This window comes from Mesorhizobium sp. WSM4989, from assembly GCF_029625795.1.
Taxonomy (GTDB): Bacteria; Pseudomonadota; Alphaproteobacteria; order Rhizobiales; family Rhizobiaceae; genus Mesorhizobium.
In genome coordinates this window covers 142,233-154,244 of sequence record NZ_JARTVN010000001.1, presented here as the reverse complement: position 1 = coordinate 154,244, position 12,012 = coordinate 142,233, and the positions used below count along the sequence as shown (strand labels likewise).

Here is a 12,012-nt window from a genome sequence, read left to right as displayed (position 1 = left end):
CAAATGACCATGATCTTCGGCATCCCCATCCAAGCCTTGCTCGGCCAACTGCTTGTCGGCCTGATCAACGGCTCTTTTTACGCCATGCTCAGCCTCGGGCTGGCCGTCATCTTCGGGCTCTTGCGCATCATCAATTTCGCCCATGGCGCGCTCTATATGTTCGGCGCCTTCATCGGCTATCTGCTGCTCGTCCATCTCGGCATCGGCTACTGGCCGGCGCTGATCATCGTGCCTTTGGCCGTCGGCCTGTTCGGCATCGTGGTGGAGCGCGTAGCACTGTCGCGGCTCTACCGGCTCGACCCGCTTTATGGCCTGCTTTTCACCTTCGGCCTTGCGCTGGTCATCGAAGGCGTGTTCCGCTTCTATTATGGCGTCTCCGGCAATCCTTACGCGGTGCCGACCCTGCTTGCCGGAGGCACCAATCTCGGCTTCATGTTCCTGCCCAATTACCGCGGCTGGGTGGTGGTGGCCTCGCTCATCGTCTGCATCGGCACCTGGCTGCTGATCGAAAAGACGAGGCTCGGCTCCTATTTGCGCGCCGCCACGGAGAACCCCGAGCTGGTGCAGGCTTTCGGCGTCAACGTGCCGCTGCTGCTGACGCTCACTTATGGGCTGGGCGCAGCACTTGCCGGGCTGGCCGGCATTCTTGCGGCGCCCGTCTACCAGGTCAGCCCGCTGATGGGATCGGACCTCATCATCGTCGTCTTCGCCGTCGTCGTGGTCGGCGGCATGGGCTCGATCCTCGGCGCCATCGTCACCGGCTACATGCTCGGCCTCGCCGAGGGCCTGACCAAAGTTTTCTATCCGGAGGCCTCGAACCTGGTGGTCTTCGTCATCATGGCAATCGTGCTTTTGCTCCGCCCCGCGGGCCTGTTCGGAAGGGACGCGTAAGATGAGCGAGGCGACCCTTCACGCAGAGCGCGCCGCTGCCTCCGTCCGGCTGGAACGGGCGCTTGTGGCGCTGGGGATCATGGCGCTCGTCGCCGCCCCGTTCGTCATCTACCCGATCTTCGTCATGAAGATGCTGTGCTTCGCGCTGTTCGCCTGCGCCTTCAACCTGCTCCTCGGCTACACCGGGCTGCTTTCCTTCGGCCACGCCGCCTTCTTTGGCGGCGCCGCGTATTTCTGCGCCTATGCCGTGAAAGCCTGGGGCTGGCCGCCCGAGGCCGGCATCCTGCTCGGCGCTGCGGGCGCGGCAGGCATGGGCCTCGTCGTCGGCTTCCTCGCCATCCGCCGGCAAGGCATCTATTTCGCCATGATCACGCTGGCGATGGCGCAGATGTTCTATTTCTTCTGCGTGCAGGCGCCCTTCACCGAAGGCGAGGACGGCATCCAGGGCGTGCCGCGGGGCCATCTCTTCGGCATGCTCGACCTCAACGTGCCGATGAACATGTATTTCTTCGTGCTCGCCATCTTCCTGATAGGCCTTTTCGCCATCTGGCGCATCGTCAACTCGCCCTTCGGCATGATCCTGCGCTCGATCCGCGAGAACGAGAACCGTGCCATTTCGCTCGGCTATTCCGTCGGCCGCTACAAGCTCGCCGCCTTCGTCATGTCGGCGGCCCTTGCCGGCCTCGCCGGCGCGGTGAAGGCGATCGTCTTCCAGTTCGCGACCCTCACCGACGTCACCTGGCAGATGTCGGGCGAGGTCATCCTGATGACGCTTCTTGGCGGCATCGGCACCATGGTCGGCCCGGTGGTCGGCGCCGGCCTCGTCGTCGGCCTCGAGAACACGCTTGCCACCTCCGGCTTCCCGGTGACGATAGCGACCGGCGTGATCTTCATGGTCTGCGTGCTGATCTTCCGGCGCGGGATCGTGGGGGAGATCTATGCGCGGTTGCTGGGAAGGGAGGGCGGCAAGAGCTCTTAAGCAGCCGCCTCGAACCGTTTAATTTCCTTGAGCTCTTCCTGCAGCGACGCGCCCTCCACGGCCAGGTCGTAACTGGCTTGCATGTTCATCCAGAACTGTGGCGTGGTGCCAAAGAATTTGGCGAGACGCAGAGCGGTGTCCGGCGTAACGGGCGTGGTCTCGTTGGCGAGGCGCTCGATACGGGTACGTGGGACGTGAAGCTTTTTCGCCAGGGTGTAGGGCTTCAGGTCGAGTGGCTCTAGGAACTCGGCCCGCAATATCTCGCCGGGATGAATAGGCTTATCGAGGTTGATCATTGGTTCCGCTCCTGTCGGACAGAGCTGTTGGTTTAGCTAATGGTAGTCGGTGTCTCCACATTGTCCGCTCCTCCATCGGTCCACCGAAAGCAAACACGAAATTGGTCGTTGATACGGATTGAGTACTGACCGGCGCGATCGCCCTTCAGCGCTTCAAGCCGATTTCCCGGTGGGACTTTGAGTCGGCCAGTTCGGCTGCGTTGTCCAGCATGAACAGTTTCCGCTGAGCGACACGAATGAGATCTGCCGGAAATCGTTTCGGAGCTTTGCCTGTCGAAATCGCTTCAGTGGTCTTGTCTCTGAACGAACGTATCATCCACTGCCCCTCGCAACGTATCTTTGCATGATACGTCTCCGAGATCAAGCGCAGAGTATCATGCCGCGATACGAAATGCCCCGAGGGATCATGTTGAGTGAGGTGCGCCCACCGGCACCTCCAGCCCGACCTTCACCCGGTCCATCGCAACGAACGTGCGAAACCGCCTGACGTTGTTGTTCTCAAAGAACAATCGCCGGGTCAGCGCCTCGTAGTCGGCCATCGTCGCCACGGTGACGACCAGGATGAAGTCGGCCTCGCCGGTCACGTAATAGCATTGCTGCACTTCCGGCACCGCGGCGAAGCCGCGCTTGGCGGCGTCGATCAGCTCGGCCCGCTCGCTCTCCACCTCGACCTCGACGAAGATCGTGATCGGATGGCCGACCTTGGCCGGATCGACCAGCGCGACATTGCCGCGGATGACGCCCATTTCCTCCATGTGCTTGATGCGCCGCTGCACGGCCGGCGCCGAGAGGTTCACCGTCTCGCCGATAATGCGCTGGGGCGTGCTGTTGTCCTTCTGCAGGATGGCGAGGATGGCGCGGTCGAAGGCGTCGAGGTCGGGCAAAATGGACATGACAGCATCTAAACGAAACAAACTTGCATTTCAGGTGCCGAAACAGAGCGCCTTTCTCACTGGACTTGCAATAAATTTCAGCCAACAAGACAGAGAAAGCCGATCCATGTTCCTCCTTAACCACCACCCGAGCCATCGCCAGCCGCTGACCGATGAAGACGCCGCGACGCTTGGGCTCGCCGGAGCCGCCGAGGCCGAGCGCTTCCTGGCCGCACGCGACAACCATGCCGAGACGCCGCTGCATGCCTTGCCCGCGCTGGCCGGCGAACTCGGCATCGCCGCGCTCCACGTCAAGGACGAGGGTAAGCGCCTCGGCCTCGGCAGCTTCAAGGCGCTGGGCGGCGCCTACGCCGTCATCCGACTGGTGCTGGAAGAGGCTGGGAAACGGCTCGGCCGTGCCATCGATGTTGCGGAACTGCATGGGCCCGACGTGAAGGCGATTGCGGCCGGGATGACGTTCGCCTGCGCGACCGACGGCAATCATGGACGCTCGGTAGCGCAGGGCGCCGGCCTGGTCGGTGCGCGCTCCGTCATCTTCGTCCATTCGGGCGTCAGCAACGAACGCGTGGCGGCGATCGCCCGCTTCGGCGCCGAGATCGTGCGCATCGCCGGCGACTACGACCAGTCGGTCAGGGAAGCCGCCCGCGTCGCCACCGAGCGCGGCTGGACCGTCGTCTCCGACACATCCTGGCCGGGTTATGAGCGCATCCCGGGGCTGGTGATGCAGGGCTACACGGTTATCGTGCGCGAAGCGCTGAGGCGCTTGCCGCAGCCGCCCACCCACGTCTTCCTGCAGGCCGGCGTCGGCGGCCTTGCGGCGGCGGTGGCCGGCCATTTCGCCATCGTGCTTGGCGAAGATCGCCCGACGGCAATCGTGGTCGAGCCCGCGCGGGCGGCGTGCGTCTACGCCACCGCGAAGGCGGGGCGTCCAATCGCGATTGCGCACAGCAAGCCCACGGTGATGGCGATGCTCGAGTGTTATGAACCGTCATTGGTCGCCTGGCGCGTCCTGTCGCGGCTCGCCGATGCTTTCATGACCGTGGACGAGGAAGACGCGGTTTCGGTGATGAACCGCCTGGCGCGGCCTTCAGGCACTGATCCGGCGATCGTTTCCGGCGAGAGCGGCGGGGCAGGGCTCGCCGGGCTGATCCGCGCTGCCGGCGACAAGAAGATGCGCGGGGCTCTCGGCCTCGATGCCCAGTCGCGCGTGCTCATCATCAACTCCGAAGGCGCGACCGACCCCGGCCGCTATGCCGAGCTGGTCGGGATGGCGCCGGACGAGGTTGCGCTGGCGAGGCAGCCGGCATGAGCAATCTGACGATCAATGCCGACCGCCTGCTTGGCCGTATCGAGGAGCTCGGCAGCCTCGGTCGCGATGCGCAGGGCCGGCTCGTCCGCGTCGCCGCCTCCGACATGGACAAGCTTGGCCGCGACCGCCTTGTCGGTTGGCTGGAAGAGGCAGGGCTCGACGTCGCCATCGATCGCATGGGCAACATCTTCGGCATCTGGCAGGGCGACGCCGATGCCGGCCAGGAAGCGGTGATGCTCGGCTCGCACATCGACACGGTGATCGACGCCGGCATCTATGACGGCTGCTACGGCGTGCTTGCCGGCCTCGAAGCGATCGAGGGCCTGAAGGAGGCAGGATTCGCGCCGGCGCGCCCGCTTGTGGTCGCCGCCTTCACCAATGAGGAGGGCGTGCGCTATTCGCCTGATATGATGGGCTCGCTGGTCTTTGCCGGCGGCCGGGATATCGAAGAGGCGCTGGCCTCGATCGGCACCGACGGCTCGGTGCTGGGCAAGGAGTTGGAGCGCATCGGCTATGCCGGCCGACATCAGCCCGGCTTCCTCAAGCCGCATGTCTATGTCGAGCTGCATGTCGAACAGGGGCCGGTGCTGGAGCGCGAGGGCATCGCCATCGGCGCGGTCGAGAACCTGCAGGGCATTTCCTGGCAGCGCATAACCATCGACGGCGTGGCCAACCATGCCGGCACCACGCCGATGTCGATGCGCCAGGATGCCGGCGTCGCCGCCGCGCGGGTGATCAGTTTCCTCGCGGACCGGGCCAGCGCCTCGCCGACACCGACGGTCGCCACCGTCGGCACCATCGCTTTCGAGCCAAACGCCATCAACGTCATCCCGTCGCGGGCAATCTTCACCATCGACCTTCGCGATCCGAACGAAATGCATCTTCGCGAAGCGGAAGCGGCGCTCGCCGCCTTCCTGGACGACCTTGCTGCAAGCGCCGGCGTCACCATCCATGCCGAAAGCCTGGCGCGCTTCGAGCCGGTGACGTTCGATGCCGGCATCGTCTCGCTGATCGAGGATGGCGCCAGAGCCGCCGGCCTCTCCTGCCGGCGCATGACGTCGGGCGCGGGGCACGACGCGCAGATGATTGCCCGCATTGCGCCGTCCGCGATGATCTTCGTGCCGAGCCGGGGCGGCATCAGCCACAGCCCGGACGAGTTCACCGCCGCCGACGAGCTGGTTGCGGGCGCCAATGTCCTGCTTGGCGTCGCCGCCCGGCTGGCAGCCGACTGATCGCGGAACCAAACGGTATGTTGTCGACGGCAGGTGCCGCCAAGGCGAAACACCACCAAAAATAGTCATCTCGAAACGTTGCGTGCCACCAAGGCGGGAATCCGGCGACATCTGATCGAAACAAACTTCAATCACTAGCCAGATCAGGGAGCGCGATTCTCGCGCGCGTCAAAAAAGTTCAGTGTATCGAAGAAAGAATAGCATGCTGCTCATCAACCAGCGCCCCGAACACAACCAGCCGCTGGTGCCGGCCGACGCCGAGGCCCTCGGCGTGGCGGGCGCCGACCGGGCCGAGCATTATCTGAGGGCTCGCGACGACCATGCCGAAACGCCTCTCTATGCCTTGCCGGCGCTCGCCAATGGCCTCGGCATCGCAGCACTGCATGTCAAGGACGAGGGCCAGCGTCTTGGCCTTGGCAGCTTCAAGGCGCTGGGCGGCGCCTATGCCGTCATGCGGCTGGTGCTGGAAGAGGCCGGCAAGCGCTTCGGTCGCGAAGTCGATATCTGCGAAATTAACGATCCGAAGCTGCGCGCTATCGCCGCCCAGATGACCTTCTGCTGCGCCACCGATGGCAACCACGGCCGATCGGTCGCGCAGGGGGCGGGCCTCGTTGGCGCGCGTTCGGTCATCTACGTCCATGCCGGCGTCAGCGCCGAGCGCGTGGCGGCCATCGCCCGCTTCGGCGCCGAGATCGTGCAGGTCGAGGGCGGTTATGATCAGGCGGTCCGCGAAGTCGCCCGGGTCGGCGCCGAGCGCGGCTGGAAGATCGTCTCCAACACCTCCTGGCGTGGCTACGAGCGCATTCCGGGGCTTGTCATGCAGGGCTACACGGTGATCGTGCGCGAGGCGCTGCGGCACATGGCCGAGCCGCCCACGCACGTCTTCCTGCAGGCCGGCGTCGGCGGTTTTGCGGCGGCGCTTGCGGGCTATATGGCAATTCTGCTCGGCGAGGGGCGGCCGAAGGCCGTGGTGGTCGAGCCGAGGCGCTCGGCTTGCGTCTACGCCTCGGTGGAGGCCGGCCGTCCCGTAACGATCGCTCCTCAGCGGTCGACGGTGATGGCGATGCTGGAATGCGCCGAGCCGTCCCTGATCGCCTGGCGGGTGCTGGCCCGCGTCGGCGACGCCTTCATGACCGTCGACGAAGACGACGCGGTCGCGGTGATGAACCGGCTGGCCCGGCCCTTGGGCAACGATCCGGCCATCGTTTCCGGCGAGAGCGGCGGCGCGGGGCTTGCCGGGCTGATCCGCGCAGCCGGAGACAAGGGCATGCGCGCGGCTCTCGGGCTCGATGCGACGTCGCGTGTCCTCGTCATCAATTCGGAAGGCGCGACCGACGCCGGCCGTTACACCGAGCTGGTCGGGGCGGTGCCGCGGGAGCTGGAGCTGCAGATCGCCTGAAGGATTTTCAGGAAAGCGGGCTTCCCTCCGGAATCGATGGAAACGAAGCGCAACTTCGGGAAGACTCGCCTGGAACGAGCGCTGGGGAAGAGAAGATGGCTGAACTCGACCAGCAGCAGCTGCATCGCGAGATGACAGCCTGGCGGCGCGACCTTCACGCCCACCCGGAATTCGGTTTCGAGGAAAAACGTACCGCCGCCTTCGTGGCGGAGAAGCTTCGCGCCTTCGGGCTCGAAGTCGCGGAAGGCATCGGCGGCACCGGCGTTGTCGGCACGCTGGCCAGGGGCAGCGGCAATCGCGCGATTGCGCTGCGCGCCGACATGGATGCGCTGCGCATCGCCGAGCAAGGGACCCAAGCCTGGCGCTCGCAGACGCCGGGCACCATGCATGCCTGCGGCCATGACGGTCACACCGCCATGCTACTCGGCGCGGCGAAGCTGCTTGCGGAGGAAGGCGGCTTCGACGGCACGGTGCGGTTCATCTTCCAGCCGGCCGAGGAGTGGGGCAGGGGCGCGCTTGCGATGATCGAAGACGGGCTCATCGAACGCTTTCCCTTCGAGGAAATCTTCGGGCTGCACAACATGCCGGGCCTGCCCATCGGCCACTTCGAAACCCGGAGCGGTCCGATCATGTCGGCCGAGGACAATTTCGAGATCGTGCTGAAAGGCTTGGGCGGCCACGCCGCCAGGCCGCACGACGCTCGCGAGACGCTGGTTGCCGCCTGCGCGCTGGTCGTCAACCTGCAGACCATCGTCTCGCGACGCCTGAGCCCCGTCGATATCGGCGTCGTCTCGGTCACCGAGCTCATCACCGACGGCACCCGCAACGCGCTGCCCGGCCTCGCCCGCATCCTTGGCGACTGCCGCAGTTTCCGGCCCGAGGTGAGCGCGGCGATCGAGAAGGAGATGCGCCGCATCGCCGAAGGCACTGCGCAGGCCTATAACGTAGCGGCTGACGTTACTTACACGCGCGAGTTCGTGCCCTTGATCAACGACGCGGCGCTGGTGAATGAGGCGCTTGTTGCGGCCCGAACGGTGCTGGCCGGCGATGCCGTCGGCATCGCCGCCGAGCCGATGACCGCCTCGGAGGATTTCGCCCGCTTCCTCACCGAAGTGCCCGGCTGTTTCGTCTTCCTCGGCAACGGCAATTCCGCCCCGCTGCACAACCCGGCCTACGATTTCAACGATGAAGGCCTGCTGCATGGCGCGCGTTTCCATGCGGCGGTGGTGAGGCGAAGGCTGGCGGCGGGGTAAGGGCGTCTGCGATTGGCGAAAGCGGCGGAGCTTCTGCTTCGTCATCCTCGAGCTTGACCCGAGGATCCATTCGATGACCTTTGGCGTAGAGTTCGGCAGCGCAGAATACTGTAGCTGTTGCAACGCTTTAGCGTAACGGCATGAATCCCAGGGTCTGCGCGCGTCGCTTCGCTCCTTGCTTCGCCCTCGGATGACGAAGCAGATGGGCCGCGATCCTTCGCGCCCCCCTGTTCTGCCGGACATTTCCTCCAAAAAGCGGGGAGATTGGCAGCTTCATCCAGTAACCCTTTTTTGTCAGCTTTCATGCACTATGCCCGAACGGGGACGGCAAGAACGAGGGCATGGCGGACGACACCAAACGCAACGGCGAATTCTGGGCGCTGGCGCTCGATCGCGCCCAGCTCGGCCTATGGGACTGGAATCTCGCGACGGGCGATTGCTACTATTCGCCGACCTGGTGGAAGATGCTGGGTTATGCCGAGGGCGAGCTCGATACCTCCGATCTGTGGCTGAAGCTCACTCATCCCGACGACTGCGAGCGAGCACTGGCGAGCGGCGACCGCCATATCGCTGGTGACACCGAGTCGATCGAGACGGAACTACGGCTGAAGCACAAGGACGGCCGCTGGGTCTGGGTGCTTGACCGCGGCGGCATCGTCGAGCGCGATGCCGAGGGCAAGCCGCTGCGCCTGATGGGCGTGCAGACCGATATCACGAGGCAGAAGGAGGCCGAGGCCGCGCTTGAGCAGGTCAATGTCCGCTTGCGGCTCGCGCTCGCCGCCAGCGGCACCGGCATCTGGCACTACGATATCGGCACCAACAAGAGCTATTGGGACCCGCGCACCAGGGAGATCTTCGGCCTGGTCAGCGATACCGACGAGGTGACGGCCGATCTCTGGCACACCTATCTCCACCCGGACGACAAGGAGGCCACCGAGCGCGCGCATCTGCCGCCGCCGGGCTCGAAAAGCGTGACCGCCACGCAATACCGTATCGTCCGGCGCGACGGCTCGGTCCGCCATGTCGAGTCGCTGGTGCGTTTGATCGCCGGCGCCGGCTCGGCCGGCCAGATCCTCGGCACGGTACGCGACATCACCGACGAGACGAAGCGCGCCGAGGAGCTCGCTTACGCCGCCCATCACGATGCGCTGACCGGGCTGTGGAACCGCTCGGCCTTCGACCGGCTGCTCGCCGAAAACATCGGCGCGGCGGACCGGCTGCCGCTTGCCGTCTTTTATGTCGACCTCGACTACTTCAAGGCGCTGAACGACTATGCCGGCCATGCCGCGGGCGATATCGCGCTGAAGAGCGTCGCCGGCGGCATCCGCGCCAGCCTGCCGCCTTCGGCGCACGCCGCGCGCCTCGGCGGCGACGAATTCGCGCTGCTGGTTCCGAACTGCAGCGACGCTTGCGCCGAGCGGCTGGCGCGTGCCGTGCTCGCCGCGGTGCGCGACGCCGATCTCGGCTCCGCCGTGTCGTCCCGCAGGCTAGCCGCCAGCATCGGCATCGCCTTCGTGCGCGATCCCCGGACGACGGTAACCGATGCGCTCGCCTGCGCCGACGATGCCTGCTACGCCGCCAAAGCCGGCGGGCGCGACCGCTTCGCCGTGTTCTCGGCCGAAACAGCTTCCGGAGCCGGCGGCCTCAACGCCGCGCGGCTTGCCGCCGATCTGGTCGATGCCATGGAGGACAGCCGGTTGAAGCTGTTCGGCCAGGAGATCCATCGCCTCGGCAGGCCTTGGCAAGACAGCCGCCATGTCGAGGTGCTGGCGCGGCTCGAGGCGCGCAACGGCAAGCTGATCTTGCCGGGCGAGTTCATGCCGGTGGCCGAACGCTTCGGGCTTGCCGCCCGGCTCGACCGCTGGATCATCCGCACGGCGCTGTCGCGCCATGGCAGGGCGATGCTCTCCGGCGCCGTCTCGCTCGGCTTCAACCTGTCGGCGCAGACGCTCTCCGATCCGCAGCTTTGGGATTTCGTCGACGCGGCGATCGCCGAGAACGGCGCGCCGCCGTCTGCAATCGGCTTCGAGATCACCGAGACCGCGGCTGTCACCAATTTCGACGCAGCGGAGGAATTCGTGCGCCGGGCAAGGCTGCGCCATTGCCGTGTCAGCCTCGACGATTTCGGCGCCGGCATGAGCTCGTTCGAATATCTGCGGCGCTTTCCTATCGATGCGATCAAGATTGACGGCTCCTTCGTCCAGCACATCGCCGACAGCCGCTTCGACCGCGAGATCGTCTCGGCAATCGCCGGCATCGCCCGCTCGATGGGCTGCGCCGTCGTGGCCGAGAAGGTCGAGGGGAAAAGCGCGCTGGAGATCCTCGTCGGCATGGGCGTCGGCTATGGCCAAGGCTATTTCCTGCACCGGCCAGAGCCGCTGGAGGCGATCGCGGCGCGGGCCGCGGCCGAGAAGCCACAAGCCCGGGTGGGTGTCGCAAAATAAGCCACGGCTAAAATTGCGAGCACCCTCCGCGATTGCCGAGATCGAACAGCAGCTCGGCCTGGATCAGCTCGGCATTTTGCCCGATACAATGGTCCCGCGATCATCGACCCGCAGGACCCCGACCCGCTGGACCGGCGCTGGAAAAGCATCTGGGCTGGATCGACGAGACCGCTTCGATCGCGTCTGGCGAAATTGGGGTCTACGGCAATTGATGCGATGGAGAGCCAATCTCCTCCTTGGGGGAGATGCCCCGGCATGGCAGAGGGGGGCCGCCGGCGTTTACCCCATCACCCACCGCAATACCCCGGCCGAAGCCACGCCGATGACCACCGTCGGCAGCATCGACAGTCTTGTCGCCGCGAGCAATGTGATGACGAGCGCCGCCAGATCGGCCGGATTCTTCGACACGAAGTCGGGCGCGATCACCGAGATCAGCACGCAGCCGGGCGCGGCTTCCATCACGGCGGTGGCGCGTGGACTGAGCGTGCGGTTCCTGAGCACGACATAGCCGCCGATCCGCGTCAAATAGGTGACGCCGGCCATGGCGAGGATGGCGAGGACGGTCCAGGGCTCGATCATTTCTCACCTGCCAGAAGCCAGGCGGACACCAACCCGGACAGCGCGCCTGTCGCCACGTACCAGGCGCCCGGAACGACCAGATAAGTTGCCGCCGCCACCACTAGGCTGACAAGCCAGGGGCGCGCCGCGGCAAAACCCTTCCACATGCCGCGCAGCAGCACCAGGAACACTGCCGGGAAGGCCATGGCGAAGCCGTAGCGCTCGACGTTGCCAAGCACCGGCCCGAGCGCCGCTCCGCAGGTCGTGAAAATCACCCAGGCAAGATAGAAGGGAAGGGCAGTTCCCGCATAGTAGGCGAGGCTGAAGGCTGGCCGCAGTCCGCTGGCCGCGCGGCGCTTCGCGTCGGCGAGCCCGAGCGCAAAGCTCTCGTCGCACATCAAGAACAGCGCGGGCAGCGCCTTGCGTTTGGGCAGGTGGCGCAGGAACGGCGCAAGTGCCGCGCCCATCAGGAAATGCCGGCTGTTGACCAGCAATGTGATGGCGGCGATCAACAGCACATGCGGCGGCGAGGTCCAGAGCTGGATGGCGGCAAATTCGGAGCCGCCGGCGAAGTTGAGGCCCGTCATCAACGGCACCTCGACGACGCTCAAGCCCTTCTGCGCGGCCTGCGCGCCCAGCACGAGTGCGTAGGGGACAATGCCAAGCAGCACCGGCGTCGAGGCGGCGGCGCCCCGCCGGAATTCGGCGCCGCGTGCTTCGGCGGGAGGGTGGCCCAGGGTTATCTCGGAAACGCTCAT

Annotated in this window: 11 protein-coding genes and 1 pseudogene; 7 read left to right on the top strand and 5 right to left on the bottom strand. The window is 65.7% G+C overall.

Annotation, left to right across the window (positions count from 1 at the left end):
* Window positions 1–3 precede the first annotated feature (3 nt).
* Entirely contained in the window at window positions 4–891 is an 888-nt protein-coding gene (locus tag P9217_RS00815; protein WP_066998448.1) for a branched-chain amino acid ABC transporter permease, read from the top strand.
* 1 nt (window position 892) lies between these two features.
* A complete protein-coding gene (locus P9217_RS00810; protein WP_067322567.1) occupies window positions 893–1,870 on the top strand; it encodes a branched-chain amino acid ABC transporter permease in 978 nt (325 codons plus the stop codon).
* Here the strand turns inward: P9217_RS00810 and P9217_RS00805 are convergent.
* The 3 genes and pseudogenes from P9217_RS00805 to P9217_RS00795 all read right to left on the bottom strand — a co-directional run bounded on the left by P9217_RS00805 (window position 1,867) and on the right by P9217_RS00795 (window position 3,059).
* Window positions 1,867–2,166: a HigA family addiction module antitoxin gene (locus P9217_RS00805; RefSeq protein ID WP_067322571.1), complete on the bottom strand. Its 300-nt coding sequence runs from the start codon at window positions 2,164–2,166 to the stop codon at window positions 1,867–1,869. The two genes, P9217_RS00810 and P9217_RS00805, sit on opposite strands and share 4 nt — an antisense overlap.
* 36 nt (window positions 2,167–2,202) lie before the next feature.
* Window positions 2,203–2,482: pseudogene (locus P9217_RS00800) on the bottom strand (type II toxin-antitoxin system RelE/ParE family toxin).
* Window positions 2,483–2,570: 88 nt separating this feature from the next.
* Window positions 2,571–3,059, bottom strand: a complete 489-nt coding sequence (locus P9217_RS00795; RefSeq protein ID WP_278086849.1) for an Lrp/AsnC family transcriptional regulator — start codon at window positions 3,057–3,059, stop codon at window positions 2,571–2,573.
* 106 nt (window positions 3,060–3,165) lie between these two features.
* Here P9217_RS00795 and P9217_RS00790 point away from each other — a divergent pair, with 106 nt between their 5' ends.
* The 5 genes from P9217_RS00790 to P9217_RS00770 all read left to right on the top strand — a co-directional run bounded on the left by P9217_RS00790 (window position 3,166) and on the right by P9217_RS00770 (window position 10,696).
* Window positions 3,166–4,368, top strand: a complete 1,203-nt coding sequence (locus tag P9217_RS00790; RefSeq protein WP_278086850.1) for a diaminopropionate ammonia-lyase — start codon at window positions 3,166–3,168, stop codon at window positions 4,366–4,368.
* Window positions 4,365–5,600: a Zn-dependent hydrolase gene (locus tag P9217_RS00785; RefSeq protein ID WP_278086851.1), complete on the top strand. Its 1,236-nt coding sequence runs from the start codon at window positions 4,365–4,367 to the stop codon at window positions 5,598–5,600. The genes P9217_RS00790 and P9217_RS00785 overlap by 4 nt, the downstream gene beginning before the upstream one ends.
* 202 nt (window positions 5,601–5,802) lie before the next feature.
* Window positions 5,803–6,999: a diaminopropionate ammonia-lyase gene (locus P9217_RS00780; protein WP_278086852.1), complete on the top strand. Its 1,197-nt coding sequence runs from the start codon at window positions 5,803–5,805 to the stop codon at window positions 6,997–6,999.
* A 95-nt stretch (window positions 7,000–7,094) separates the two neighbouring features.
* Window positions 7,095–8,252 carry a M20 aminoacylase family protein gene (locus P9217_RS00775; RefSeq protein ID WP_278086853.1) on the top strand — a complete coding sequence of 386 codons (1,158 nt, stop codon included), beginning with the start codon at window positions 7,095–7,097 and terminating at the stop codon, window positions 8,250–8,252.
* Window positions 8,253–8,593: 341 nt separating this feature from the next.
* The gene (locus P9217_RS00770) at window positions 8,594–10,696 is read left to right on the top strand and encodes an EAL domain-containing protein (RefSeq protein ID WP_278086854.1); all 2,103 of its coding nucleotides are present in this window, start codon (window positions 8,594–8,596) and stop codon (window positions 10,694–10,696) included.
* Between the two features lie 279 nt (window positions 10,697–10,975).
* Here the strand turns inward: P9217_RS00770 and P9217_RS00765 are convergent, their stop codons facing one another.
* Together P9217_RS00765 and P9217_RS00760 are read right to left on the bottom strand one after the other, a co-directional pair.
* Entirely contained in the window at window positions 10,976–11,275 is a 300-nt protein-coding gene (locus tag P9217_RS00765) for an AzlD family protein (protein ID WP_095801370.1), read from the bottom strand.
* Window positions 11,272–12,012 (bottom strand): AzlC family ABC transporter permease, encoded by a 741-nt coding sequence (locus P9217_RS00760; RefSeq protein WP_095824506.1) that lies wholly within the window; start codon window positions 12,010–12,012, stop codon window positions 11,272–11,274. The genes P9217_RS00765 and P9217_RS00760 overlap by 4 nt, the downstream gene beginning before the upstream one ends.

What these genes read in the sequence shown, in the direction of transcription:
- P9217_RS00810 (WP_067322567.1), top strand. Translation starts at nt 893, where the DNA reads ATGAGCGAGGCGACCCTTCACGCAGAGCGCGCCGCTGCCTCCGTCCGG.
- P9217_RS00815 (WP_066998448.1), top strand. Translation starts at nt 4, where the DNA reads ATGACCATGATCTTCGGCATCCCCATCCAAGCCTTGCTCGGCCAACTG.
- P9217_RS00775 (WP_278086853.1), top strand. Translation starts at nt 7,095, where the DNA reads ATGGCTGAACTCGACCAGCAGCAGCTGCATCGCGAGATGACAGCCTGG.
- P9217_RS00760 (WP_095824506.1), bottom strand. Translation starts at nt 12,012, where the DNA reads ATGAGCGTTTCCGAGATAACCCTGGGCCACCCTCCCGCCGAAGCACGC.
- P9217_RS00795 (WP_278086849.1), bottom strand. Translation starts at nt 3,059, where the DNA reads ATGTCCATTTTGCCCGACCTCGACGCCTTCGACCGCGCCATCCTCGCC.
- P9217_RS00805 (WP_067322571.1), bottom strand. Translation starts at nt 2,166, where the DNA reads ATGATCAACCTCGATAAGCCTATTCATCCCGGCGAGATATTGCGGGCC.
- P9217_RS00770 (WP_278086854.1), top strand. Translation starts at nt 8,594, where the DNA reads ATGGCGGACGACACCAAACGCAACGGCGAATTCTGGGCGCTGGCGCTC.
- P9217_RS00780 (WP_278086852.1), top strand. Translation starts at nt 5,803, where the DNA reads ATGCTGCTCATCAACCAGCGCCCCGAACACAACCAGCCGCTGGTGCCG.
- P9217_RS00790 (WP_278086850.1), top strand. Translation starts at nt 3,166, where the DNA reads ATGTTCCTCCTTAACCACCACCCGAGCCATCGCCAGCCGCTGACCGAT.
- P9217_RS00785 (WP_278086851.1), top strand. Translation starts at nt 4,365, where the DNA reads ATGAGCAATCTGACGATCAATGCCGACCGCCTGCTTGGCCGTATCGAG.
- P9217_RS00765 (WP_095801370.1), bottom strand. Translation starts at nt 11,275, where the DNA reads ATGATCGAGCCCTGGACCGTCCTCGCCATCCTCGCCATGGCCGGCGTC.